Annotated in this window: 24 protein-coding genes, 1 tRNA gene and 1 pseudogene; 7 read left to right on the forward strand and 19 right to left on the reverse strand. The window is 62.7% G+C overall.

From position 1 onward, the window contains the following. Positions 1-21: 21 nt before the first annotated feature. From ACEOAC_RS23490 to ACEOAC_RS23520, 7 genes are all read right to left on the reverse strand, one after another. Positions 22-3,006, reverse strand: coding sequence for a ribonucleoside-diphosphate reductase subunit alpha (locus tag ACEOAC_RS23490; protein WP_077235776.1), 2,985 nt, complete (start codon positions 3,004-3,006; stop codon positions 22-24). A gap of 385 nt (positions 3,007-3,391) precedes the next feature. Beyond that, positions 3,392-4,042 carry a 1,6-anhydro-N-acetylmuramyl-L-alanine amidase AmpD gene (gene ampD, locus ACEOAC_RS23495; protein WP_413443698.1) on the reverse strand — a complete coding sequence of 217 codons (651 nt, stop codon included), beginning with the start codon at positions 4,040-4,042 and terminating at the stop codon, positions 3,392-3,394. A gap of 3 nt (positions 4,043-4,045) precedes the next feature. Then, positions 4,046-4,336, reverse strand: coding sequence for a PP0621 family protein (locus ACEOAC_RS23500; protein WP_006713235.1), 291 nt, complete (start codon positions 4,334-4,336; stop codon positions 4,046-4,048). Next, the gene (locus ACEOAC_RS23505) at positions 4,333-5,145 is read right to left on the reverse strand and encodes an inner membrane protein YpjD (RefSeq protein ID WP_006713233.1); all 813 of its coding nucleotides are present in this window, start codon (positions 5,143-5,145) and stop codon (positions 4,333-4,335) included. The genes ACEOAC_RS23500 and ACEOAC_RS23505 overlap by 4 nt, the downstream gene beginning before the upstream one ends. Positions 5,146-5,270: 125 nt before the next feature. Further along, positions 5,271-6,080: an ABC transporter ATP-binding protein gene (locus ACEOAC_RS23510; RefSeq protein ID WP_077235778.1), complete on the reverse strand. Its 810-nt coding sequence runs from the start codon at positions 6,078-6,080 to the stop codon at positions 5,271-5,273. Between the two features lies 1 nt (position 6,081). Further along, positions 6,082-6,903: an ABC transporter permease gene (locus ACEOAC_RS23515; protein ID WP_006713230.1), complete on the reverse strand. Its 822-nt coding sequence runs from the start codon at positions 6,901-6,903 to the stop codon at positions 6,082-6,084. Between the two features lie 16 nt (positions 6,904-6,919). Further along, positions 6,920-7,879: an ABC transporter substrate-binding protein gene (locus ACEOAC_RS23520; protein ID WP_413443699.1), complete on the reverse strand. Its 960-nt coding sequence runs from the start codon at positions 7,877-7,879 to the stop codon at positions 6,920-6,922. 334 nt (positions 7,880-8,213) lie between these two features. Between ACEOAC_RS23520 and ffh the strand changes: the two genes are divergently transcribed. The 3 genes from ffh to ACEOAC_RS23535 all read left to right on the forward strand — a co-directional run bounded on the left by ffh (position 8,214) and on the right by ACEOAC_RS23535 (position 11,294). Further along, a complete protein-coding gene (gene ffh / locus ACEOAC_RS23525) occupies positions 8,214-9,584 on the forward strand; it encodes a signal recognition particle protein (RefSeq protein WP_241812491.1) in 1,371 nt (456 codons plus the stop codon). Between the two features lie 418 nt (positions 9,585-10,002). Then, positions 10,003-10,506 carry an SWIB/MDM2 domain-containing protein gene (locus tag ACEOAC_RS23530; RefSeq protein ID WP_077235781.1) on the forward strand — a complete coding sequence of 168 codons (504 nt, stop codon included), beginning with the start codon at positions 10,003-10,005 and terminating at the stop codon, positions 10,504-10,506. A gap of 380 nt (positions 10,507-10,886) precedes the next feature. Next, positions 10,887-11,294 carry a hypothetical protein gene (locus ACEOAC_RS23535; protein ID WP_102664748.1) on the forward strand — a complete coding sequence of 136 codons (408 nt, stop codon included), beginning with the start codon at positions 10,887-10,889 and terminating at the stop codon, positions 11,292-11,294. A 93-nt stretch (positions 11,295-11,387) separates the two neighbouring features. On the opposite strand, the gene ACEOAC_RS23540 is transcribed toward ACEOAC_RS23535, so the two are convergent. Next, positions 11,388-13,115, reverse strand: coding sequence for a proline--tRNA ligase (locus tag ACEOAC_RS23540; RefSeq protein WP_413443700.1), 1,728 nt, complete (start codon positions 13,113-13,115; stop codon positions 11,388-11,390). Positions 13,116-13,342: 227 nt separating this feature from the next. Here ACEOAC_RS23540 and ACEOAC_RS23545 point away from each other — a divergent pair, with 227 nt between their 5' ends. Both ACEOAC_RS23545 and ACEOAC_RS23550 read left to right on the forward strand, forming a co-directional pair. Further along, complete coding sequence (locus ACEOAC_RS23545) at positions 13,343-13,933, forward strand: RNA pyrophosphohydrolase (RefSeq protein ID WP_006713220.1); 591 nt, start codon at positions 13,343-13,345, stop codon at positions 13,931-13,933. 5 nt (positions 13,934-13,938) lie between these two features. After that, complete coding sequence (locus ACEOAC_RS23550) at positions 13,939-14,517, forward strand: CNP1-like family protein (protein ID WP_006713219.1); 579 nt, start codon at positions 13,939-13,941, stop codon at positions 14,515-14,517. Positions 14,518-14,916: 399 nt separating this feature from the next. Here the strand turns inward: ACEOAC_RS23550 and proB are convergent, their stop codons facing one another. The 4 genes from proB to rplU form a co-directional block, all read right to left on the reverse strand. After that, positions 14,917-16,035, reverse strand: a complete 1,119-nt coding sequence (gene proB / locus ACEOAC_RS23555; protein ID WP_077235783.1) for a glutamate 5-kinase — start codon at positions 16,033-16,035, stop codon at positions 14,917-14,919. A 112-nt stretch (positions 16,036-16,147) separates the two neighbouring features. Next, positions 16,148-17,257: an Obg family GTPase CgtA gene (cgtA, locus tag ACEOAC_RS23560; protein WP_006713217.1), complete on the reverse strand. Its 1,110-nt coding sequence runs from the start codon at positions 17,255-17,257 to the stop codon at positions 16,148-16,150. Positions 17,258-17,485: 228 nt separating this feature from the next. Beyond that, positions 17,486-17,743, reverse strand: coding sequence for a 50S ribosomal protein L27 (rpmA, locus tag ACEOAC_RS23565; protein WP_006713216.1), 258 nt, complete (start codon positions 17,741-17,743; stop codon positions 17,486-17,488). A gap of 48 nt (positions 17,744-17,791) precedes the next feature. Then, the gene (gene rplU, locus ACEOAC_RS23570) at positions 17,792-18,103 is read right to left on the reverse strand and encodes a 50S ribosomal protein L21 (RefSeq protein WP_006713215.1); all 312 of its coding nucleotides are present in this window, start codon (positions 18,101-18,103) and stop codon (positions 17,792-17,794) included. A 360-nt stretch (positions 18,104-18,463) separates the two neighbouring features. On the opposite strand from rplU, the gene ispB reads away from it, so the two are divergent. Together ispB and ACEOAC_RS23580 are read left to right on the forward strand one after the other, a co-directional pair. Further along, positions 18,464-19,414, forward strand: coding sequence for an octaprenyl diphosphate synthase (ispB, locus tag ACEOAC_RS23575; RefSeq protein ID WP_306460531.1), 951 nt, complete (start codon positions 18,464-18,466; stop codon positions 19,412-19,414). Between the two features lie 17 nt (positions 19,415-19,431). Further along, positions 19,432-19,508, forward strand: a tRNA-Pro gene (locus ACEOAC_RS23580). A gap of 118 nt (positions 19,509-19,626) precedes the next feature. Here ACEOAC_RS23580 and ACEOAC_RS23585 read toward each other — a convergent pair. From ACEOAC_RS23585 to ACEOAC_RS23615, 7 genes and pseudogenes are all read right to left on the reverse strand, one after another. Beyond that, on the reverse strand, positions 19,627-19,884 hold the full coding sequence (locus ACEOAC_RS23585; protein WP_077235785.1) for a hypothetical protein: 258 nt from the start codon (positions 19,882-19,884) through the stop codon (positions 19,627-19,629). A gap of 101 nt (positions 19,885-19,985) precedes the next feature. Beyond that, entirely contained in the window at positions 19,986-20,249 is a 264-nt protein-coding gene (infA, locus tag ACEOAC_RS23590; RefSeq protein WP_102663301.1) for a translation initiation factor IF-1, read from the reverse strand. Between the two features lie 512 nt (positions 20,250-20,761). Then, the gene (locus ACEOAC_RS23595) at positions 20,762-21,814 is read right to left on the reverse strand and encodes an ABC transporter substrate-binding protein (protein ID WP_413443701.1); all 1,053 of its coding nucleotides are present in this window, start codon (positions 21,812-21,814) and stop codon (positions 20,762-20,764) included. Continuing rightward, entirely contained in the window at positions 21,811-23,019 is a 1,209-nt protein-coding gene (locus tag ACEOAC_RS23600) for an NAD(P)/FAD-dependent oxidoreductase (RefSeq protein WP_413443702.1), read from the reverse strand. Before ACEOAC_RS23600 ends, ACEOAC_RS23595 begins: the two co-directional genes overlap by 4 nt. After that, positions 23,016-24,467, reverse strand: coding sequence for an FAD-dependent oxidoreductase (locus tag ACEOAC_RS23605; protein ID WP_413628609.1), 1,452 nt, complete (start codon positions 24,465-24,467; stop codon positions 23,016-23,018). The genes ACEOAC_RS23600 and ACEOAC_RS23605 overlap by 4 nt, the downstream gene beginning before the upstream one ends. Before the next feature lie 4 nt (positions 24,468-24,471). Further along, positions 24,472-24,777: pseudogene (locus tag ACEOAC_RS23610) on the reverse strand ((2Fe-2S)-binding protein); the annotation flags it as partial. After that, a complete protein-coding gene (locus ACEOAC_RS23615) occupies positions 24,774-25,568 on the reverse strand; it encodes an ABC transporter permease (protein ID WP_006713200.1) in 795 nt (264 codons plus the stop codon). The pseudogene ACEOAC_RS23610 and the gene ACEOAC_RS23615, both read right to left, overlap by 4 nt. Positions 25,569-25,570 lie beyond the last annotated feature (2 nt).

The following is a 25,570-nucleotide window of genomic DNA, read 5'->3' on the forward strand; positions in this document are numbered from 1 at the left end:
CCCGGCCCCCACCCGGGTTGCTTACTGGCAGGCCTCGCACTCTTCGAAGCCGGCGTCGCCCGGACGCATGGTGCAGACCGGACCATCGGCTTCGATGGAAGCGCCCGGGGTCGGCATCACGTAGGCCGCCGAAGCGGTGGCAGCCGAGGCGATGGGTGCGGCCGGAACCGCATTGCCCGAGGCCGAAGCCATGCTGCCGGCGCCGCCGTCGACTGCCACGGCGTTCAATGCACCCGCACGGGAAGTGGACTTCTCGGTGTGGGTGGCACCGATGGTGCGCAGGTAGTAGGTGGTCTTCAGACCGCGCAGCCAGGCCAGCTTGTAGGTCTCGTCCAGACGCTTGCCGGAGGCGCCGGCCATGTAGATGTTCAGCGACTGGGCCTGGTCGATCCACTTCTGGCGACGCGAGGCGGCTTCCACCAGCCAGGACGGGTCCACTTCGAAGGCGGTGGCGTAGATGTCGCGCAGGTCTTGCGGGATGCGGTCGATCTTGGCCAGGCTGCCGTCGAAATACTTGAGGTCGGCGACCATCACTTCGTCCCACAGGCCACGGGCCTTCAGGTCACGTACCAGGTACTCGTTGATTTCGGTGAATTCGCCCGACAGGTTCGACTTCACATACAGGTTCTGGTAGGTCGGCTCGATGCAGGCCGACACGCCGATGATGTTGGAGATGGTCGCCGTGGGCGCAATGGCCACGCAGTTGGAGTTGCGCATGCCGTGTTCGGCGATGCGCGCACGCAGGGCAGCCCAGTCCAGGGTCTCGGTGGTATCGGTTTCCAGGTAGCCGCCGCGCTCTTGCGCCAGCAGCTTCAGAGAGTCCTGGGGCAGGATGCCGCGATCCCACAGCGAACCGCGGTAGGAGGCGTAACGGCCGCGCTCTTCAGCCAGTTCGGTGGAGGCCATGTAGGCGTAGTAGCAGACAGCTTCCATGGAGCGGTCGGCGAACTCGACGGCGTCCATCGAGGCGTACGGCACGCGCTTGATGTGCAGGCAGTCCTGGAAGCCCATGATGCCCATGCCCACCGGACGGTGACGCAGGTTGGAGTCACGGGCCTTCTTGACGGCGTAGTAGTTGATGTCGATGACGTTATCCAGCATGCGCATGGCGGTGCGGATGGTCTTTTGCAGCTTGGCATGGTCCAGCTCGCCATTGACCAGGTGCGCCGGCAGGTTCACCGAACCCAGGTTGCAGACCGCGATTTCGCTGTCATTGGTGTTCAGGGTGATCTCGGTGCACAGGTTGGAGCTGTGGACCACGCCCACGTGTTGCTGGGGCGAACGGATGTTGCAGGGATCCTTGAAGGTGATCCAGGGGTGGCCGGTCTCGAAGAGCATCGACAGCATCTTGCGCCACAGGTCGTTGGCCTGGACCTTCTTGAAGAGCTTGAGCTCGCCGCGGGCGGCCTTGGCTTCATAGCCGGTGTAGGCTTCTTCGAAGGCACGGCCGAACTTGTCGTGCAGGTCCGGGGTGTCGGACGGCGAGAACAGGGTCCACTCGCCCTTTTCCATCACGCGCTTCATGAACAGGTCGGGAATCCAGTTCGCGGTGTTCATGTCGTGGGTGCGGCGGCGGTCGTCGCCGGTGTTCTTGCGCAGCTCGAGGAATTCCTCGATGTCCATGTGCCAGGTTTCCAGGTAGGCGCAGACTGCACCCTTGCGCTTGCCGCCCTGGTTGACCGCCACGGCGGTGTCGTTGACCACCTTCAGGAAGGGGACCACGCCTTGCGACTTGCCGTTGGTGCCCTTGATGTGGGCGCCCAGGGCGCGCACCGGGGTCCAGTCATTGCCCAGGCCGCCGGCGAACTTGGCCAGCAGGGCGTTTTCCTTGATGGCTTCGTAGATGCCGTCCAGGTCGTCGGCCACGGTGGTCAGGTAGCACGAGGACAGCTGCGAGCGCAGGGTGCCCGAGTTGAACAGGGTCGGGGTCGAGCTCATGAAGTCGAAGGACGACAGCAGGTCGTAGAACTCGATGGCGCGGGCTTCGCGATCGATCTCGTTGAGCGCCAGGCCCATGGCCACGCGCATGTAGAAGGCCTGCGGCATTTCGATGCGGGTACCGCTGATGTGCAGGAAGTAGCGGTCATACAGGGTCTGCAGGCCGATGTAGCCGAACTGCAGGTCGCGCTCGGGCTTGATGGCAGCAGCCAGCTTGGCCAGGTCGAACTGGGCCAGCTTGGTGTCGAGCAGCTCAGCGTCGATACCCTTCTTGACGTATTGCGGGAAGTATTCCAGGTACTCGGCCGGTGCGTCGGCTTGCGCCACTTCCTTGCCGAAGACTTCCTTGCGGATGGTGTGCATCAGCAGACGCGAGGTCACCTGGCTGTAGGCCGGGTCCTTTTCCATCAGCGCGCGGGCAGCCAGGATGGCGGACTTGTACAGCTCTTCGACGGGCACGCCGTCGTACAGGTTCTTGACGGTCTCGGCGAGGATGGCATCCGCATCGACATGACCGTCCAGGCCGACGCAGGCGGCGTCGATCAGGGCGCGCACTTCGGCGATCTCCAGCGGGCGGCTCTGGCCATCTTCGGTCACGTGCAGTTGCGGGGCGACCACTTCGGTCTTGTTGGCGGCACCCTGCTGGGCGCGCTCTTCCATGCGCTTGGCACGGTACAGCACGTAGGCGCGAGCCACGTCATGCTCGCCCGAGCGCATCAGGGCCAGCTCGACCTGGTCCTGGATGTCTTCGATATGGAAAGTGCCGCCGGCGGGCTGGCGACGCACCAGCGCCGACACCACGTTGGCGGTCAGTTGCTCGACCATCTCGCGCACGCGCGCCGAGGCCGCGCCCTGGCCACCGTTGACGGCCAGGAAGGCCTTGGTCACGGCGATGGAAATCTTGGAGGGCTCGAAACCGACCACGGCGCCGTTGCGGCGGATGATGCGGTATTCGCCCAGACCAGCGGACTGGGATACGACGGTCTGGCCTTCAGCGGAGCCTTCCAGCTCGGCGGACACGCCAAACGGGGCAGGCGATTTGACGGAAATTTCTTGGGTTGAGCGCACTTAGCCTCCTGGATACATGGAGCAGACGAGCGGGGTGATCGCCTGCGTTGCTAATAACTAAACAATTCAATCCCGGCTGCAGGGATTGGAAAACGACGGAAGCGCCGCACAATGACTATCCCTTGCGTGGACATTCATGCTGACGCAAAAACTGCTTGAACCTGATGAGTGGAACGACGGAAATAAAAGAAGGATGAACCGCGGGCGTTGTCGTACTTGGTTACTGCCTCGTGGGTCTTTCACCTTCTGAAGCACTGCCGAAACGGGCCATCTGTGGATGAAGACCCTTGTACAAAAATAAGTTCACCAGAACACTACATCTAGTATCAAAACATCGATTGGGACTAATTCTAGTGGCGCCACTTTGATGATGCAACCGCTATTTCTAGAATTTTTCGTCCGTGGAAGCTTGACTTTTGTGTAGCCCAAGAGGGAAGCGCAATTGCGCCCCGTTAATGATTTTCATCATTTCCTCCCGATAGCGGTCCCAGTCGAAACAGGGACCGGGATCGGTCTTGCGCACCGGCGCGATGTGTTCGTGACCGGCGACAGAGGTGAGTGCATAGCGGGTGGCCAGGGCCTGGGACAGCTTCGCCAGGGCCGGATACTGGGCCTCGGCAAAGGGTGCGAAGTCGGTCCCTTCCAGCTCGATGCCGATGGAAAAGTCATTGCAGCGCTCACGGCCATCGAAGACCGACACCCCGGCATGCCAGGCTCGACGGTGAGCGGGGACGAACTGCACGACCTCGCCGTCGCGGCGGATCAGGAAATGCGCCGAGACCCGCAGCGGCCGCAACTGGTCGAAATAGGGATGGGCTTCGAAGTCGAGACGGTTGCAGAACAGGTCTGCTATATAAGGGCCACCGAACTGACCGGGCGGCAGGCTGATGTTGTGGATCACCAGCAGGTCCGTCACCACGCCCGCCGGCCGCTCATCGCAGTTGGGCGAGGGCTCGCGGCGGGCTTGTCGGCACCAGCCCTCGTCGTCGATATCCCAGGTACTCCAGGTATCGGCCTCGGTGATGGGTACGCTCATGGCTCAGAAGGAGGCCAGGCGGCGATGCTCTTCCGAGCAGTAATAGGCACCCGAGGCATGCACCACGGCTTCCGAGGCGGGGAAATGGATGCCGCAATGGGCGCATTGGACCATGGTCTCGACATTGCTGTCGGTACGACGCCGGAAACGCGAGGGCTTGGGGCGCGGCATGCCGGGTTCGGCACCCGCCTCGCCCTCGCCGGCCGCGTCATTGCCGGCCAGCATGGATTTCTTGGCGCGCTGGAACCACACCACCACGGCCAGCAACACGACCAGCCAGATCAGATATTTCATGTCAGTACCCGATGCAGCACGACTTCAAGCACGAACCGGCTGCCCACATAAGCCAATAAAAGGATGGCGAAGCCGGCCAGCGTGAAGCTGAGCGCAGTCCGCCCCCGCCATCCCTGCCAGCGACGGCCGGCCAGGAGCAGGCCGAACAGCAGCCAGGACAGCATGGTGAAGACCGTCTTGTGGTCCCACCGGAATGGCGTCCCGAACAACTGCTCGGAAAAGACGACGCCCGATAGCACGGTCAGCGTCAACAACGCGAAACCGAAGGCAATCAGGCGGAACAGCAATTTTTCCATGGTCAGCAGCGCCGGCAGCCGATCCAGCGCCAGGCCGAACCAGCTGGCCTGGGCAGTCGGCCCGGGACGGGTATGCAGGCGCGACTCCTGCAATACCATCAGCACCGCATGGAAGGCAGCAATGGTCAGCGTGCTGTAGGCCAGGATGGAGATGGCGATATGCGCCAGGAACCAGTCCGACTTGCCGGCCAGCGCCACCAGGTTGCCGGGGAAGACGCTGGGCAGGATCACCGACAGTGCCGCCACGGGCAGCACCAGCACGCGCATGCTGTCGAGCGAGAAATTGCGATTTTCCAGCCAGTAGGCGGCCACCGAAATCCACAGCGTGGAAGAAAGCATGACCGCAAACCCCACCCGCACGGCGTCGGGCGCGAACATGTCCGACAGCAGTGCCCCACCATGCAGCATCCAGCCAACCACGATGCCCAGCGAGATCGGCATGCGCCGCTGCGAGGGCATGAAGGCGCATGCCAGGTACAGCAGCGCAGCCAGGATGAAAAAATAAGTTTGCATCGCCCAAGTTTACACTATCTCGGCCGACGACCCGGTTGCGCCTGGTCAGACAAACCGTGCAGAGGGTCCCCGCAAATGCGACACGGCAGGACTCGCCTGCCGTGTCCGGAGGAGTACCTCGGCCCTCAGTCGACGGCCGCGGCCTTCATCTCGGCATTGTGATGGCGCTGCTGCTCTTCCATCACCAACTGGCCCAGTTCACGCTTCAAGGCATTGAAGTCGGGATCGGCCGGATCGCGCAGCCGCGGCAGGTTCACCAGCATGTCACGCTTGACCGTACCGGGACGGTAGGTCATGACCACGATGCGGTCGGCCAGGTAGATCGCTTCCTCGATGCTATGGGTGACGAAGACGATGGTCTTCTTGAACTCGTCCCAGATCCGCAGCAATTCGTCCTGCAGGTTGCGACGGGTCAACGCATCCAGGGCACCGAAGGGCTCATCCATGAGCATGATGGGCGAATCCAGCGCCAGCACCCGGGCGATCGCCACCCGCTGGCGCATCCCGCCCGACAGATCCTTGGGGAAACGGGTGCGGAAGTCGATCAGGCCCAGCTTGTCCAGCAACTGGGTCACGCGCTGGACGATCTCGGCCTTGGGCGTTCCCTTGATTTCCAGACCAAAGGCGACGTTCTGCTCCACCGTCATCCAGGGGAAGAGCGCATATTCCTGAAACACCATGCCACGATCCGGCCCCGGCTCGCTGACCACCTTGCCATCGGTAAGGATTTCGCCGGTGGACGGCAGGGCGAAGCCGGCGATGGCATTGAGCAAGGTGGACTTGCCGCAGCCGGACGGCCCCAGCAGGCAGACGAACTGGCCGTCGGGAATGTCCAGGTTGATATCCTTCAAGGCGACGACTTCGCGGTCATCGGTCTTGAAGACCTTGTGCACGCCCTGCACGCGGATGCGGGGCGAAGAATTGGCTTGGTTCATGTCAGTTCTCCAGCCCGCGATGCCAGCGCAGCATGTAATTGTTGAGGCGGCTCATGCCCAGGTCGATGGCCAGGCCCAGCAGGCCGATGGTGATCATGCCGGCGATGATCTTGTCCGACCAGAAATACTCACGCGCTTCCATGATGCGGAAACCCAGGCCATTGCTGACCGCGATCATCTCGGCCACGATCACCACGATGAAGGCCGTGCCGATACCGATACGCACCCCCGAGAGGATGTAGGGCACGGCTGCCGGCAACATCACCCGCAGGAACAGCGTGGACTGGCTGGCGCCCAGGTTGCGGGCCGCACGCAGGTAGATGCTGTCGACCTGGCGCACCCCGGCGATGGTGTTCATCAGCACCGGGAAGAAGGCCCCCAGCGAGATCAGGAACAAGGCCGGCGGATTACCCAGCCCGAACCACAGGATGGCCAGCGGGATATAGGCAATCGGCGGAATCGGGCGGATCACCTGGACCGTCAGGTTCATGAGGCCATAGATGCGCTGGCTCGACCCCATCAGCAGGCCCAGCGGCAAGGCCAGGCCGGCGCCGATCAGGAAGCCTGCCACCACGCGATAGAGACTGCCGATGGCGTCCATCACCAGTTCACCCGAGAACACCCAGGCCAGCCAGCTGCCGGCCTCGGGGTCATAGGGCTTCAGCGGCGAGGCGTATTCGCCCCACTTCTTGAGCACCGCCCAGGGCGAGGGCAGGATCTGCGGGTTGATCCAGCCGGCGCGGGAGGCCCCCTCCCACAGGGCGATCACCACCAGCGGCACCAGCAACCCCTGGAGGAAGCTGCCATTCTTGTTCTTTGCCATGCAGGATTCCCCCTTCTTACTTGAGGTTCATGCTCTTCTTGGCCTGCTCCAGCAGATCGGTCTTCACCCAATCCTTGGCCACGGGCGGCTTGGCCATCTTGCCGGTACCGTACTTGGCCATGGTGTCGGTCGTGACCTGGATGTGCTCGACAGTGATGTCGTAGGCGTAGGGAGAATTGCCGATGGCGTCGTAGAAGTCTTCCTTGGTGATCTGGTTCTTGAAGATCACTTCACGCACGTACTTCTCGGCCACTTCCGGCTTGTCGATGAAAGTCTTGGTCGCCTCCAGGAAGCAGCGCATGAACTTCTCGGCCAGCGGGCGCTTCTCGGTGTAGAACTTCTCGGTCATCACCATGGTGCGGTAGGGTTCGCCGATCGGGGTGTCGTAGGGCTTCATCACTTCCACGCCGAAACCCTTGTTGATGGCCTGCGAGGATTGCGGTTCGCTCTGCATCATGGCGTCGATGTTCTTGCCAAGCAGGGCTTGGTTGAGGTCGGCGAAGGCCAGGTAGACGATGGTCACATCCTTGGGCGTGAGGCCGTTCTGGCCCAGCTCGGCATCCAGCAGCACTTCATGGATGCCACCGCGGGTCACACCGACCTTCTTGCCCTTCAGGTCCTTGACCGACTTGATGCCCGAGTCCTTGCCCGCCACCAGGCGCGCGCCACCCTTGGCGAAGCCGGCCACCACGTAGATCGGTGCGCCGTTGGCGCGGCCCGAGATGGCAGCTTCCGAGGCAGTGGTACCCACGTCGAGCTCGCCGGCCAGGATGCCCTGCATCACGTCGGGGCCCTTGGCAAAGACCTTTTCATCGACCTTGATGCCGCACTTGGGCGCGATCTCCTTGATGTAGGACACCGCACCATAATGGGCGAACTTCAGGTTGCCCAGGCGGATCACTTCGTCTGCGGCATGGCTGGCGGTCGCAAAGCCGGCGCTTGCCAGCAGGGCCAGGGCGATCAGTTTCTTGTGCATTTCCTCTCTCCTCTTGTGTGTATCGTTATTGATGCGGCGGGCCGGCGGCGGCGATGCCGGGCCGGCTGTCTCGATGGCGTTGGCCGCCGCTGCATGGCGGCTGGCCTTGATTATTATTTGCGCTCGGAAATTCAGCGCCCATGTATACACAAAGAGGACGTCCTGTACAAGCTGTTAATTTTACGTAGCAGCCCCATCTGGGCCTGCAGGCCGGCTTGCAGACGCGGGCGCAGCAGGGCTCTTCGGTTAAAATGCAGGATTGCCCGTCGCCTGCGGCACCACCTTGCCGCTCAAGTCCTGGCCCGCGGCCATCCACTCATTTGCAGATATCACCATGCTAGACAACCTGACCCAACGCCTCGCCAAAGTCGTCAAAACCATGCGCGGCGAGGCGCGACTGACCGAATCCAATACCGCCGAGATGCTGCGCGAAGTGCGCCTGGCCCTGCTGGAGGCCGACGTGGCCCTGCCGGCGGTGCGCGAATTCATCGCCAAGGTCAAGGAAAAAGCCCTGGGCGAGGAAGTCATCGGCTCGCTGACTCCCGGCCAGGCCCTGGTGGGCGTGGTACAGCGAGAACTGGCCAGCCTGATGGGCGCCGATCTGGGCCCGGAAGCCTCGCAACTGAACTTCGCCACGCAGCCGCCGGCGATCATCCTGATGGCAGGCCTGCAGGGTGCCGGTAAAACCACCACCGTCGGCAAGCTGGCCAAATACCTGCGCGAAACCACCAAGAAGAAGGTGCTGACGGTATCGGCCGACGTCTATCGCCCGGCCGCCATCGGCCAGCTGCAGACGGTGACCGGCCAGGCCGGCGCCGACTTCTTCCCCAGCCAGGCGACCGACAAGCCGGTCGATATCGCCCTGGCGGCGCTGGACTACGCCAAGAAGCATCACCACGAAGTGCTGATCGTCGACACCGCCGGCCGTCTGGGTATCGACCAGGCCATGATGGACGAAATCCGCGCCGTGCACGCCGCCATCAAGCCCATCGAGACCCTGTTCGTGGTCGACGCCATGCTGGGCCAGGACGCCATCAACACCGCCAAGGCCTTCAGCGACGCCCTGCCACTGACCGGCGTGGTGCTCACCAAGCTGGATGGTGATTCCCGCGGTGGTGCGGCACTGTCGGTGCGTCACATCACCGGCAAGCCCATCAAGTTTGCCGGTGTGGCCGAAAAGCTGGACGGTCTGGAAGCCTTCGACCCCTCGCGCATGGCCAACCGCATCCTGGGCATGGGCGACATCCTGGCCCTGGTCGAGGAAGCCCGCAAGGGCGTGGACATGGCAGCCGCCGAAGGCCTGGCCAACAAGATCAAGGGCGGCGGCAAGTTCGACCTCAATGACTTCAAGGCCCAGCTGTCGCAGATGAAGAAGATGGGCGGACTCACCAGCCTGCTGGACAAGCTGCCGGCGCAGATGCAGGCCGCAGCCGGCAACGCCAACATGGACCAGGCCGAGAAACAGGTGCGTCGCATGGAAGGCATCATCAATTCCATGACCCCGCAGGAGCGCGCCAAGCCGGAACTGATCAAGGCTACCCGCAAGCGCCGCATCGCCGCCGGCGCCGGCGTACAGGTGCAGGAAGTCAATCGCATGCTGTCGCAGTTCGAGCAGATGCAATCGATGATGAAGAAGCTCAAGGGTGGCGGCATGATGAAGATGATGCGCGGCATGAAGGGCATGCTGCCCGGCGGGATGCGCTGAACTGATCGCCGGAATCCCTTGCTGGTGCTGGCTTTGCGGCTGGCACCAGGTATTTCCCGCACGATCTTCCTGCTGCCCTTTCCCGCTGCCCTGCCCCTCCCCCGCTGTATTCCTCCCCGTATTTCCTCCCCTTTCCACGCCACTGACAGATGCCCTCGCACGAGGCTGCGATCATGTCCTTTTTTCATCTTCCAGGCGGCCTTGCAAACAGCACGTGAGGGGTCGTTCCACGACCTGCCCGCATCCGCCGCGATCCCTTTACCGGCGCGGCTTGACGCCGGATCGGGTCGGCTCGTTGTTTCCTGGTTATTTCATCCGGAAATCTGCCAAAAAATACTTGCATGGCCGTGCAAAGAGCACCACTATTAGCGGTGCGTAAATTGACGCATTCATCTCATTCTTGTGAGGAGTCTTTCAGATGGCCACAGCAAAAAAAGCAGCAGCCGCAGTAAAGAAGCCAGCAGCAAAACCCGCCGCCAAGCCGGCAGCAAAACCGGCAGCTAAGCCTGCCGCGAAAGCCGCAGCACCGAAGGCTGCGCCAAAGGCAGCGGCCAAACCCGCCGCCAAGCCGGCAGCCAAGGCAGCTCCGAAAGCCGCACCCAAGGCAGCCCCCAAGAAAGCCGCAGCAAAACCGGCTGCCAAGCCCGCCGCCAAGAAGCCCGCAGCAAAACGTACTCCCAACGCCGCCTTCATGAAGCCGCTGACGCCGTCGGCAGCACTGGGCGAAGTGGTTGGCGCCAAGCCGCTGCCACGCACCGAAGTGACCAAGAAGGTGTGGGAATACATCAAGAAGAACAAGCTGCAGAACGCCGAGAACAAGCGCAACATCGATGCTGATGACAAGCTCAAGGCGATCTTCGGTGGCAAGAAGCAAGTCACGATGTTCGAAATGACCAAGCTGATCTCGGCTCACCTGAGCTGATCGACGCCCGCGGTTTGCAAGCGACTTGCAAACAAAAACGCCCGCAGAAATCATGCGGGCGTTTTTGTTTCTGGATGTTTCAGAACGGCCCACTTCCACGCAGCGCGGTCGCAGGCAGGCTTGGCAGTCAGCCATCCGCTTCCGACAACCTCAACGCTTCCGCTTTTCCGACGCCCGTTGGCGGGCTTTTCTGATGGCAGTCGCCGTAGCGATCCCATAGGATGCATGTTCTGCACTGGTGCGCGTGGCAAGGAGCTCTTGCTGACCTCTTGCTCACTCTCACCTCCCATCCCGCAGAACTGAACAAGCAACGCTGGGTCTATCAATATGCCATCCACTGATGAGCTTGGAAGCTCATTACCAAGAGAAAGGAAATGACCATGCCAAACCACACCCACAGCCTGCGTCACCAGGTCCTGCGCTCGGCCAGCGCGCTCGTGATCGGCCTGGCCGCCCTGGGCGGCGCCTCGCACGTATTGGCTGCCGGCAAGGCAGGCAATACGGAGTATCAGCAACAGATCGCGGCCTGCAAGAACGGTAGCTCCACCGAAGACCGTGCGACCTGCCTGCGTGAAGCGGGCGCTGCGCAACAGGCGGCCGCACGCGGCACGCTGACGGATCCCGGCGCGACCCAGCTGAAGGAAAACGCACTGCGCCGCTGCGAAGGCCTGCCGCAGTCCGATCGCATCGATTGCGAAAAGCGCGTCAATGGCCAGGGTCGTACCGACGGTAGCGTCGCCGATGGCGGCATCCTGCGCGAGACGGTGACCATCGTTCCGGCGAAGTAAGACGGCACAGCGGCTCCAGCTGCGACCAAAACAAAGGCGGACGCCATGGCGTCCGCCTTTTTCATTGCCGCGTCACCGCAGCACCAGGGTGGCTCAAGCTGCCAGCTTGCCCTGGATGAAGGCCAGCGCATCGGCCAGCGGGACCTGGGTGGCTTCGCTGTCGCGACGGCCCTGGTATTCGATGTTGCCATCCTTGAGGCCACGATCACCGACGACGATACGATGTGGCACGCCGATCAGTTCCCAGTCGGCGAACATCGCGCCGGGGCGTTCGCCACGGTCATCCAGCACCACATCCACGCCTGCCTCGGTCAATTGCGCATACAGCTTGTCGATCTCGGTCTTGACGGCTTCGCTGCGGTCATAACCCATCGGGCAGAGCACGACCTCGAACGGTGCAATCGAAGTCGGCCAGATGATGCCACGCTCGTCGAAATTCTGTTCGATGGCCGCGCCCAGGATGCGGGTCACGCCGATACCGTAGCAACCCATCACCAGCGGTTGCGGCTTGCCGGCCTCATCCAGATAGGTCGCCTTCATCGCCTCGGAATAGGTCGTACCCAGCTGGAACACGTGGCCCACTTCGATGCCGCGCTGGATCGCCAGCACACCCTGGCCATCCGGCGAGGCGTCGCCTTCGACCACGTTGCGGATATCGGCCACCACCGGTTCGGGCAAGTCACGGCCCCAGTTGGCGCCGGTGAAGTGGAAATCGGCCTCGTTGGCGCCGCAGACGAAGTCGGCCATGTTGGCGACGGTGCGGTCGGCCACGACCTTGACCGGCTTCTTGGTACCGATCGGGCCCAGGTAGCCCGGAGGCGTGCCGAACCATTCGACGATCTCGGCTTCGTTGGCGAAACGATAGGTGGCCAGCCCGGGGATCTTGCTGGCCTTCACTTCGTTGAGCTCGTGGTCGCCACGCAGCAGCAGCAGCCAGATTTCCTTCTTGGCCGGATCATCGTTGTCCACGGCCAGGACAATGGACTTGACCGTGCGCGCCAGCGGCAGGCCCAGCAACTCGGCCACCGCCTCGCACTTGGACTTGCCGGGCGTGGCGGTCTTTTCCAGCGCCTGGGTAGCGGCGCCACGGGCGCTGTCCACCGGCAGGGCTTCGGCCGCTTCCATGTTGGCGGCGTAATCCGAGGTGGGGCAATAGACCAGTGCATCTTCGCCGGTAGCGGCGATCACATGGAACTCATGCGAACCGGAACCACCGATGGCTCCGTTGTCGGCCGCCACCGCGCGGAACTGCAGCCCGAAACGGGTGAAGATGCGCACGTAGGCGTCATACATGGCCTGGTAGGATTTCTTCAGGCCGTCGATGTCGCGGTCGAAGGAGTAGGCATCCTTCATCGTGAATTCGCGACCGCGCATCAGGCCGAAGCGCGGGCGACGCTCGTCGCGGAACTTGGTCTGGATGTGATAGAAGTTCACCGGCAGCTGCTTGTAGCTACGCAGTTCGGAGCGCGCCACGTCGGTGACCACTTCCTCGGAGGTCGGCTGGATGGCGAAGTCGCGACCATGGCGATCCTTCACGCGCATGAGTTCTGCGCCCATCTTGTTCCAGCGCCCGGTCTCCTGCCACAGCTCGGCCGGCTGCACCACCGGCATCAACAGCTCGACGGCGCCGGCACGGTTCATTTCCTCGCGCACGATGGCTTCGACCTTGCGGATCACGCGCAACCCCATCGGCATGTAGGTATAGATGCCGGCACCCAGACGCTTGATCATCCCGGCCCGCATCATCAGCTTGTGGCTGACGATTTCAGCGTCGGAAGGGGCTTCTTTCAGGGTGGAAATAAAAAAACGTGAGGCGCGCATGACGGTCGGTTCTTTTTAAAAAGAGGAGGGTTATAATCGTTCTAATTTTAAAGGATTAGCTGGCTGATGCGCCCTTTCTTTGCAGATTTGCTCCTAGTTTCAATGACATCCGTGCATCGATGTGATTGCTCCTGACCCGCCTGGCGCACCGATTTCCATCGGTGCGCCCGCAGTCGCATGAGCCTGCCCGAAAGGCACTTCCAGCCGCAGAAAGTTTGAGGATCACCATGCTGGATCGAGAAGGCTTCCGCCCGAACGTCGGCATCATCCTGCTCAACGCCAATAACGAGGTGTGGTGGGGCAAGCGCGTACGCGAGCACTCCTGGCAATTCCCGCAAGGCGGCATCAAGCACGGCGAGACCCCCGAACAGGCGATGTTTAGGGAACTGGAAGAGGAAATCGGCCTGCGGGCCGAGCACGTCAAGATCATCGGTCGCACCCGTGACTGGCTGCGCTACGAAGTCCCCGACCATTTCATCAAGCGCGAAGTGCGCGGCCATTATCGCGGCCAGAAGCAGATCTGGTTCCTGCTGCGTATGGTCGGGCGCGATTGCGACGTCAACCTGCGCGGCACCTCGCATCCCGAGTTCGATGCCTGGCGCTGGCATGACTACTGGGTGCCGCTGGACGTGGTCATTGAGTTCAAGCGCGAGGTCTATCAGCAGGCGCTGCAGGAATTGTCGCGCTTCCTGAATCGCGCCGGCCATGCCGTGCGACGCGGCGAGCCACCCGGCCGTCCCCTGCCTCCCCACAAGAAAACCGGCCCGGCCACGCAGGCCCAGCCCCTCAACGGCGCCTCCACGCCCGAATCCAAGTGAGCCCCATGCCCTCTTCCCTGCAGAACGCACCACAACGTCCTCCGATCACCCTGCGTGGCCTGCGCCAGGCGGTACTGGCCTGCTCGCTGCTGGCCGTTTGCGCCGGTGCCCTGGCACAGAGCTTCGACGAGGAATTCGACGACGAGGAAAAGCCCTGGCAGGAGATCGCCGTACAGCTGCCGCCCACACCGCAACAGCAGAACCTGGCCGAGTTCTACCTCAGCCCGAACGCCACCATGAAGGCGTACGTGGACCTCAACTCGGTCTCCATCGGCACTGACAAGGTGGTGCGCTACACGGTACTGACCAAGACCGAGGGCGGTGCCGTGAACGTGATGTACGAAGGCATGCGTTGCGAAACCTGGGAGAAGAAGACCTATGCCTTCGGCCACCCCGACGGCAAATGGTCGCGCTCGCGTCGCGACAAATGGCAGCCGATCCGTGATATCGGCGCCAATCGTATCGATGGCGCCCTGTTCCGGGATTATTTCTGCGACGGCAAGATGATCGCCGACAACGAAAACCTCAAGAGCATCGTCAATCGTCTCAAGACCCAGACCCGTATTGACCCGGTGCGTCGTTGATCGCGACGGCACAAGCAGCAGCAACAAAGAAAAAACGCGGCCAAGCCGTAATGCCGTTCAGTTAAGCTTGTTACCAGCTCGAAAGCTCGCTCAGACTTTGTTTGCACCACCGCTGACCGTTCGTCCTGAGTAGCGGCGTAGCCGCGTATCGAAGGCGCGCCACAAGCTGAGCAGCGCCCCTTCGACAGGCTCAGGACAGGCTTCGATACGGCCCTAAAGGGCCTACTCAGTCCGAACGGTTTCAGATGGCTTGAAGAGAACCAAGCAAAATCGCCGCGCCAAAGTCATCTGGCGCGGCGATTTTTTCTTAACTGAACGGCATTACGGCCAGGCCGCGTTTTTTCATATCTTTTACAGGATTTATATCGTTTATATCCTGCCCACCGAGTGACCCGCCCCTCAGAGCAGGACCAGGTTATCCCGATGCACCAGTTCAGGCTCTTCCACGAAGCCCAGGATGGCCTGGATTTCGGAAGATGGATGACGAATGATGCGACGCGCGTCCGAGCTGTTGTAGTTGCTCATGCCACGCGCAATGGCGCGTCCGGCTTCATCAACGCAGGTGATGACATCACCGCGGCCGAATTCCCCGGCCACTTCCACCACGCCGATGGGCAGCAGCGACTTGCCTTCCAGACTCAGCTTCTGCACTGCGCCGGCATCCAATACCACGCGCCCGGCGGTCTTGAGGTGATCGGCCATCCACTGCTTGCGCGCCGTCAGTTGTGCAGTCTCGGCGTTGAGCTGGGTACCGATGGCTTCACCGGCTGCCAGACGGGTCAGGACCTGGTCTTCACGGCCCCAGGCGATGACCGTATGCGCGCCGGAGGTAGCCGCGCGCTTGGCCGCCAGGATCTTGGTCAGCATGCCGCCGCGACCGATGCCAGTCCCGGTGCCGCCGGCGATCAGCTCCAGCGACGGGTCGCCAGCACGTGCCTCGGCAATGAGGGTGGCCTTGGGGTCCTTGCGGGGATCGGCGGTAAAGAGACCGGGCTGGTCGGTGAGGATGACCAGCGCATCGGCTTCGATCAGGTTGGCGACCAGGGCGCCCAGGGTATCGTTGTCACCGAACTTGATCTCATCGGTGACCACCGTGTCGTTTTCATTGATGACCGGCACCACGCCCAGTTGCAGCAAGGCAAACAGGGTGGAACGGGCATTGAGATAGCGCTCGCGATCCGCCAGGTCAGCATGGGTCAGCAACACCTGTGCGGTGTGCAGGTCGTGCTTGCGGAAGCTGGTTTCGTAGATCTGCGCCAGGCCCATCTGGCCCACTGCAGCGCAAGCCTGCAGATGATGGATGCCGGTCGGACGCTTGTCGAAGCCCAGGCGCTGCATCCCCTCGGCGACCGCGCCGGAACTGACCAGCACCACTTCCTTGCCGAGTGCGCGCAATTGCGCGATCTGCTCGGCCCAGCGGGCGATGGCGTTGGCGTCCAGGCCCTTGCCGTCATTGGTAACCAGCGAGGAACCGACCTTGATGATGAGCCGCTTGGCGCTTTGAATGACCGATTGCATAGTGTTCCGGATTCTGATTCTTCTGGGGGGAGTCGGAAATTCCGACAGGCAGAGATGATAGCCCGAACCGCCCCCGCTGCGCAGCCCCGCTAGAGGCCACGCAGCGACGGAATCAGTCCAGGACCTTGAAGCGTGGATCGTCCGGATCGATGCTGGAGATGGCGCGTGCTTCCTCGGTCATCTGCGTCTCTTCGGAGCGATGCTCCTCGGCGCGCTTGGTTTCGAGGTAGCTGTAGATCTCGTTGATCAGATCTTCGCAACCGTCACGGTTCAGGGCCGAGATCTCGAACACCGGGCCCTTCCAGCCGAAGCGCTTGACGAAATCCTTCACGCGCTTGGCGCGCTCGGCCTCGGGCACCACGTCCAGCTTGTTCAGGACCAGCCAGCGCGGCTTGTCGAACAGGGACTGGTCGTACTTCTTCAGTTCCTTGACGATGGCCTTGGCTTCCTTGACCGGATCGACTTCCTCGTTGAAGGGCGCCAGATCGACGATGTGCAGCAGCAGGCCGGTGCGCTGCAGGTGGCGCAGGAACTGCACCCCCAGGCCAGCGCCGTCGGCCGCACCCTCGATCAGGCCGGGGATGTCGGCGATGACGAAGCTCTTTTCGTGGCTCACGCGCACCACACCCAGGTTGGGATGCAGCGTCGTGAAAGGATAGTCGGCGATCTTCGGGCGGGCGTTGGAGACGGCCGTGATGAAGGTCGACTTGCCTGCATTGGGCATGCCCAGCAGACCGACGTCGGCCAGCACCTTCAGCTCCAGGCGCAGTTCGCGGCGTTCGCCTTCCTTGCCCTCGGTCTTTTGACGCGGAGCGCGGTTGGTGGAAGTCTTGAAGTGGATATTGCCCCAGCCGCCCTCGCCACCCTTGGCCAGCATCACGGTCTGGCCGTGGAAGGTCAGGTCGGCGATGTGCTCGCCGGTGTTGATGTCCACGATCAGGGTGCCTACCGGCATGCGCAGATAGACGTCGTCGGCGCCCTTGCCGTAGCAATCGGAACCGCGACCATTTTCGCCACGGCCAGCGCGGTGCAGCTTGGCGTAACGGTAGTCGATCAGGGTGTTGACGTTGCGATCCGCCACGGCCCAGATGGTGCCGCCCTTGCCGCCGTCGCCGCCGTCGGGACCGCCGAAGGGGCGGAATTTCTCGCGGCAAAAGCTGGCGACACCGTTGCCGCCATCCCCCGCCACGACTTCAATGCGTGCTTCGTCGATGAATTTCATGATATTGACGCCTCGTGGGAGCCGCTAACAAAACGTCGATGCGTCGATGCGTCGATGCACCCTTGCCACAGCAACGGATGGATCTCCAGCCTGACCAACCCCGACACTCCGGATAGAAGGCAAGGCTCGGCGCTTTGTTGACGGCTCTTCAAAAAACCAAAAAGGCTCCACCATCGGCAGAGCCTTTTTTATGCCTGGTTTCCGGGCGAACCCGGATGACAGGAACGCTTACGCCGTAACGACGGTTGCGTATTGACGCTGTTGCAGGCCCTTGACAACGAACTTGACCTTGCCGTCCTTCAGGGCGAACAGGGTGTGGTCCTTGCCGACGCCGACGTTTTCGCCAGCGTGGACGCGGGTGCCGCGTTGACGGACGATGATGCCGCCAGCGTTGATCACTTGGCCGCCGTAAACCTTGACGCCCAGGCGTTTCGATTCTGAGTCACGGCCGTTGCGCGTAGTGCCGCCGCCTTTTTTGTGTGCCATTTAAAACTCCTTGATGACTTTGGATGAGCAGTTCGACCAGTTCAACGCTTAGGCGTTGATCGAGACGATTTGCAGTTCGGTGTAGTTCTGACGATGGCCTTGACGCTTTTGGTAGTGCTTGCGACGACGCATCTTGAAGATGCGGACCTTGTCATGGCGACCTTGTGCTACCACAGTAGCCAGCACCGTAGCACCTGCGACCAGCGGCGCACCGAACTTCACGGTTTCGCCTGCGCCCACTGCGAGCACTTGATCCAAAGTGATTTCGGAGCCAATGTCAGCCGGTATCTGTTCTACTTTGAGTTTTTCGCCAGCAGCAACTTTGTATTGTTTGCCGCCGGTTTTTATGACCGCGTACATGTGAAACCTCACGAATGAATGAATAAGAACGATTTTCCCCTGACGCGCCCGGGACACAAAACCCCTTGGCGAAACAGGAAAACCCCAAATTATACATGCACTTAGCTGCAGGGTCAAAAGGCTTGACACTTTGGCGGGCTGATGAACAACAGAGTTTCCGCCAGGACAATGGCCGCAGCCCTTCACCATAGAGAGGACCGCAAGCCCCGGTGTTTCCCTGCTGACAATGCGCATCTGCCGCGTGGGCGAACATGGTCTTTGGCGTGCGCCCGCCTTGTCGTCGTATAATCCCGGGAATAACCATTTTCCACAGGTTCCGCCTTGTCTGCCGCCGTACAAAACGCTTCGCAACAAACCATCATGCAACCGATCCTCTCCGACATGGAGGCGGTCAACGCAGTCATCCGTCGGCAGCTGTATTCGGAGGTGCCGCTGGTCAACCAGGTCGCCGAATACATCATCAGCGCCGGCGGCAAGCGCCTGCGCCCGGTGCTGGTGGTGCTCATCGCCAATGCCTTCGGCTACAAGGGCGAGCATCACCACACGCTGGCCGCGGTGATCGAGTTCATCCACACCGCGACCCTGCTGCATGACGACGTCGTCGACGAATCCTCGTTGCGCCGCGGCAAGCAGACCGCCAACGCCATGTTCGGCAATGCCGCCTCGGTGCTGGTGGGTGACTTCCTCTATTCGCGCGCCTTCCAGATGATGGTGGCGGTGGGCAATCCGCGCGTGATGGAAATCGTGGCCGACGCCACCAACGTCATCGCCGAGGGCGAAGTCCTGCAGTTGCTCAACATGCACAATCCCGACGTGGACGAAAACGGCTACCTGCAGGTGATCCGCTCCAAGACGGCCAAGCTGTTCGAGGCTGCCAGCCAGATCGGCGCCCTGATCGCAGGTGCCGACGAAGCCGGAATCGAAGCTGCGGGCGAATATGGCCGCTCCATCGGCACCGCCTTCCAGCTGATCGACGACGTGCTGGATTATTCGGGCAACAGCGCCGAGATCGGCAAGAACGTCGGCGACGACCTGCGCGAAGGCAAGCCCACCCTGCCGCTGATCTGGCTCATGCAGCACGGCACGCCGCAGCAGCGCGACCTGGTCCGTACCTGCATCGAGAACGGTGACGAACAGCACTTCGACGAGGTGCTCTCGGCCATCACCCATTCGGGCGCACTGGCCTATACGCGTGAACAGGCAGAGATCGCCGCCCGACGCGCGGCAGACGCGATTATTTCACTTCCCGATAGCCAATTCAAAAAATCCCTGTTAGAATTATCGGCTTTCGCAGTAGATCGAAATCACTGACATTAGATCTCACTCGACGGGGTGTAGCTTAGCCTGGTAGAGCGCTACGTTCGGGACGTAGAGGCCGGAGGTTCGAATCCTCTCACCCCGACCAGGAATTCCCATACAAAAACAGCGAGTCAAACGACTCGCTGTTTTTGTTTGTGCGCTCGGCAGATCGCAGTATCGCTACCCACCTCCTCGCATCACACCTCCACCTCCACAATGCTTCATCACGACGGCATCGGGCGATCCAGTGCGGGGTCAAGATTGTCGATGACCGCCCTGGCCCAGGCCATGCCGCGCACTATGGCGAGCGCAGCGCTCTCGGAACGTCCAGGGAGATGACGACGGGGAAACAAGGCAGGCGCCAGGCCACTGATGTCGACAATGTGCACCGCACTCACTTCCCACTGGCCATGCCGTCCACTGCATCTCAGCGACACGCGGAAACCCTTGTACTGCTCCAGATGTTCGACCGGAAGATGCATATTCTTTTTCTCTCGCAAAACCGATCCATGAGCGCGTGCTAGCCAGTCACGCCGGATGGCGTGGTGGCATATCCAGGCGACGCGATGCGTCGCGCCAGCGATCAGCGGCGACGGAAGCCCGGACGGGGGCCGGTGGGGCCGCGCTGCTCCAGGTGACGGAAGATGATGCGGCCCTTGTTCAGGTCGTAGGGCGACAGTTCCAGGGTGACCTTGTCACCGGCCAGAATCTTGATGAAGTTCTTTTTCATGCGACCAGCCGTATAGGCGATCAGCGAGTGGCCGTTGTCCAGCGCGACACGGAAGCGCGAATCAGGGAGGACTTCGGAAACTTGTCCTTGCATTTCAATCAGTTCTTCTTTTGCCATTTTCTCTTTCTTGTGCATGAGCGCGCGACCTCCAGCGAGGAAGGGCTCGGGGATTTGCAATCTCTGGCTTTGACGACTGGCCACGCAAACAGGCGGCCGGGAGCGTTAAGGTCGGAGGACAGGCGAACGCGCTTGCGGTGAGACCGATAGCGTTGGTTCTTTACTCGGGGAAGCGGATGAAGATGCGGATCACGCGGATTGCAGGGATCGGACTGCGGCAAGGCGCGTGGAGATCAGGATTTCCGCTCTTTTCTTGAGCGATCCCCTCATTATACGCGAATTTTGCCTTGAAGGCCAATGCGCCCCGTACGCCACGCTCATCTACGCCACAGCAGAATCGAGAACGATTGATCCATCCGGCAGATAAGCTGCGGTACCGGCACAGAAAAAAAACGCCACCGCGAAGGGTGGCGCCAAAGACTGCCAGAGGTTCTGTCATTGGCCGCAATCGGCCAGATGATCCGGCTGCGCCATAGGAGCAGATCACGCGCCGACCTCGCCTGCACGGCGAATCATCGTTCGATGGTGCGGCTCCAGCGGGTATTCCAGACGGCACGGTTCTTGTTGATCTCGTCCCAGTCCACTGCCCGCGCCGCCTTCACGAAGCCATTCATGCGGGCCTGTTCGGTCGCTGCCGGGCCGCTGACCTGGACCTTGGTATTGGTCGGGTTGTAGTTGCCGTTTTCCAGCGCCAGGGCCTGCGCCTGCGGCGAGAGCAGGTAGGCCGCCAGTTCCTGGGCCAGTTGCGGCTCGGTGTTGTTGGCGATCACGCACTGCGCCACCATCAGCACGATGGCGCCTTCCTTGGGCTGCACATATTCCACCGGCACGCCCTTGCTCTTGAGGATGGTGGATTGGGTCGGGGTGTAAGGGAACAAGGCGGCTTCCCCGGTCTGCGCCATCTCGGAGATCTTGGCCGAGTTGGAGATGTACTCCACCACATTGGGGCCGATGGTCGATGGCCAGGCCTTGAAGCCCGGATCGACGTTGGCATCGGTACCGCCCTTGAGCTGGTTGAAGGCAAGGAAGGCATGCAGGCCGAAGGTCGAGGAAGGCAGCGACTGGAATACCACCCGCCCCTTCAGTTTGGGATCGGCCAGGTCCAGCCAGGAGGTCGGCGGCGCCCAGCCCTTTTCCGCATAGACCTTGGTGTTGTAGGCCAGGCCAGTGACGCTGATGGTCACGCCGGTGGCCATGTCGTCCTTGATGTGCGCCACCGGCAGCAGGTTGGCCAGGTTGGGATTGGGCTTCTGTTTCTCGCACAGGCCCATGCCGACGGCCCGGTACATGACACCATCATCGAGAAACATCAGGTGCATCTGCGGCTTGTCCTTGGCGGCCTGGGCCTTGGCCAGGATATCGGCGGAACCGCCCGGCACCACAGCGATCTTGACGTTGTGCTTCTGTTCAAAGGGGCCAAAGACCGCTTGCGTGAAGGTCTTTTCCATGTTGCCGCCGTTCATGCCGATGTAGAGCGTGCGGGTCTGCGCCTGGGCGCCGCCACAGGCCAGCAAGGTCATGCCAAGGGCGGCGGCCAGCGCGCCGGGACGGGAAAGCGACATCATGAGATCTTCCTTTCAGGGTGGGAGGACAGCAGGTCGGAGGTATCTGTGCCATCGGTGCCGACCACGGAGATAGTGGAGACGGCAGGCCTGGGCGCAAAACGGGCAATCGAGAATGCATCCAGGTCGATATTGCTGCGGCCATGCAGCACCAGCTCGGCCAGCGCTTCGCCGGCAGCCGGGCCGATCTGGAAACCGGCGCCGCAGAAGCCGAAGCCATGCAGCAGGCCCGGCTGCGTGCTGCTGGGGCCGATCACCGGGTGGTGGTCCGGCAGGTAGCCTTCCACTCCGCTCCAGGTGCGGATGATGTGGACATGCCGCAGCGCCGGCAGCAAGGCCGCCGCTTGCGGCAGCAGGCCGAGGATGGAATCGTGCGAGGCGCGGGCGCGCTGTTCATCCAGCACGTAGCCGCGACCACCGCCCAGCACCACGTTGCCACGGGCCACCTGGCGGCAATAGATCGATCCCCCTTCCACGCCCAGGCTCCAGGGCAGGAAATGCGGGATAGGCTCGGTCACCACCATGCTGGGATGACCGCTGGTCAAAGGCGCGGCCTCACCGAAGGCTTGCGCCACCCGGTTGGCCCAGGCGCCGGCGCAGTTGATCAAGACCTCGGCGCGCAACTGCAAAGGCGCTTCGCCATGCCGTGCTTCAGCCACGAAACTCTGGCCGTCATGGCCCACCTGCAATACTTCGCAGCCCTCGATGATGCGCGCCCCGGCCGCCTGCGCAGCGCGGGCAAAGGCCGGCGATACCAGACGCGGATTGGCCTGGCCGTCTTCCGGACACAAGGAGCCGCCGACCGCCGCGCCGCCCAGCCAGGGGCATTGCTCACGCAGCCGCTCGCCGCTGATCAGTTCGATGCCCAGCCCATAAGGCCGGCTCAGTTCGGCGTAGGCTTCCAGGGCCTGCATGTCGGCTGCGCTACGGGCCAGCTTGAAGTGGCCACTGCGTTCATATTCGCCGGTGGTGCCGATGAGCGACTCCAGCTCGCCCCAGATCTGGTGCGCCCGCTGCGACAGCGGCAACTGCACCTCGGGCCGACCCTGGCGACGCACGCCGCCGTAGTTCACGCCACTGGAACGCGAACCACAGAGATCGCGCTCGAGCACCGTCACGCGACGGCCGGCCTTGGCCAGCACCAGCGCAGCCGATGCGCCGACGATGCCGCCGCCGATGATGAGCACTTCAGTGGAAACGGTATTCACGATGCATCCTCCCCGGCATGCAAGGCAATGACCTGCGCTGACGGCAACGCAGTCGCCGGCACATGCATGCCCATGGGAATGGGCTTGATCGGCGCCTGACCGCGCAGGCGACCGACCTCGGCCACCGGTATCGCAGCCGCATGGGCCAGTATCTCCGCTGCCGCGGCACCGCACATGCGTCCCTGACAGCGCCCCATGCCCACGCGGGTCAGAGCCTTCAGGCGATTCATTTCAGCTGCGCCTTTTTCGCGCACGGCTGCGCGCAACTCTCCGGCGCGGATGTTTTCGCAGCGGCAGATCACCAGATCATCGGGGGCGTTGGCCGCCCAGTGCTCCGGGAAGGGAAAGGCCCGCTCCAGCCCCACGCGGAAGGCGCCGATCTGCGCGAGCGTGGCCTCGATCTGCGCCACCCGGGCGCCATCGACGGTGATGCCGCGATCCTGCAACAGCGCCAGCGCGGCAAGCTCACCGGCCAGTTCGGCAGCGTCCGCACCCATGATGCCGGCGCCGTCGCCGGCCAGATAGACGCCCGGCACGCTGCTGCGGGTAGCGCGATCGCGCACCGGCAGATGCGCCCGCTGCAGCGGGTCGAAACGGAAGCGGCAACCCAGCAGGTCGGCCAGTTGCGTTTCGGAGCGCAGGGCATAACCGAAGCCGACGGCATCACAATCGATGCGCCGCTCGGCACCCGCCCTGGCGCCAGCGCGGGCAGGCGGGTGACGACGCCAGACCACGCTCTGCACGCGCGACTCGCCCTCCACCCGCAGCACCTCGGCATGGGTGTGGACGGGCACGCCATGCAGCCTCAGCCAGGCCAGATAATAGATGCCCTTGGCCAGCAAGGCCGGCTGGCCCAACATGGCCGGCAGTGCCGCGATGCGGTCGGCCAGGCTGCTGCTGTCGAGCACGGCGGCCACATGGGCGCCGGCCTTGGCGTATTGATAGGCCACCAGATACAGCAGCGGACCATTGCCGGCCAACACCACCGAGCGGCCGATGGCGCATCCCTGGAACTTGAGCGCAACCTGCGCGCCACCCAGCGTATAGACGCCCGGCGTGGTCCAGCCCGGGAAGGGCAGGACGCGGTCGGTGGCGCCGGTGGCGACAATGATGTCTTCCCAGGCCAGGGTGGCCGCGGACTGGGCCTGGCCATCCATCAGGTCGAGCAGGCCGGGCTGGGCATTCCATACCAAGGTCTGCGGACGATAATCGATGGCCTCGCGCAAGGCATGGAAGGCGGCATGCACCGACTGCGCGCGCCCGGCCTCGAAACCATAGAGCGTCTTGCGGCTGCGCCGGAACCCGCCGGGCGGCTGACGATAGATCTGGCCGCCCGCCTGGGCCGCCTCGTCGATCAGCACCGGCCGCAGGCCATGGGCCAGCAGTGTCTGCGCCGCACGCACGCCGGCCGGTCCGGCGCCGACGATCACGGGAGGAAGTCGGCTCATGCGCCCTCCCCTGGCCGCTGCGCAATTGCATGCCGGCGCGGATGAAGGTGGAGCAGGCACGCAGGCGTTCACCGCTGTCGGTGGCGATCCAGCAATCCTGGCAGGCGCCCATCATGCAGAAGCCGGCGCGAGGCTGGCCGCTGAATTCATTGCGGCGCAGGCTGCCGGCGCAGGTCAGCACGGCGGTCAGCACGGTATCGCCTTCCAGCGCGGTGACGGCGCGACCATCGAGGGTGAAGCTGACAGTGGCGCGATCCTGCTCGGCCAGCCGTACCAGCTGCGCACCCTGGGGAGAAGCGAAATCGCTCATGTGCGCCCCACCAGTACGCGGTCCAGGCCGTAGACCCGATCCAGGATGATCATCGCCACCGCCGTGATGGCCACCATCAGGGCCGACACCGCCGCCATCATCGGATCGATGGATTCGGTGGCGTACATGTACATGCGCACTGGCAGCGTCACCGTCGAAGGCGAGGTCACGAAGATGGACATGGTGACTTCATCGAAGCTGTTGATGAAGGCCAGCAGCCAGCCACCGGTGATGCCCGGCAGGATCATCGGCAACGTGATGCGCAGGAACACCGTGGAGCGGCTTGCCCCCAGCGACAGCGCGGCCTGTTCGGCACTGCGGTCGAAACCGATCAGCGCGGCCATGATCAGGCGCATGGTGTAGGGCGTCACCACCAGCGAGTGCGCCAGCACCAGCCAGCCGAAACTGCCGGCACCGCCCACCACCGAGAACAGGCGCAGCAAGGCCACGCCCAGCACCAGGTGGGGAATGATCAGCGGCGACAGGAACAGGCCCTGCAAGGCGCCCGACCAGCGATGCGGATAACGCACCAGCGCCATGGCCGCCGGAATGGCCAGCACGGTGGAGATGGTGGCCGCCGCCAGCGCCAGCCACAGGCTGTTCCAGAAGGAGCTGACGAAATCGGGGAATTCGAATACCGCCTTGAACCAGCGCAGCGAGAATTCCGGCCCGTTCATGGTGAGGGTGTTTTCCGGGGTGAAGGCGATCACGCACACCACCAGGATCGGCGCCAGCGTGAAAAGGATCACCAGCGCATTGAACAGCAATGCAATCGGTCCGTTCTTGTTCATGG

It is taken from the genome of Herbaspirillum frisingense (assembly GCF_047325095.1).
GTDB lineage: Bacteria > Pseudomonadota > Gammaproteobacteria > Burkholderiales > Burkholderiaceae_D > Herbaspirillum > Herbaspirillum frisingense.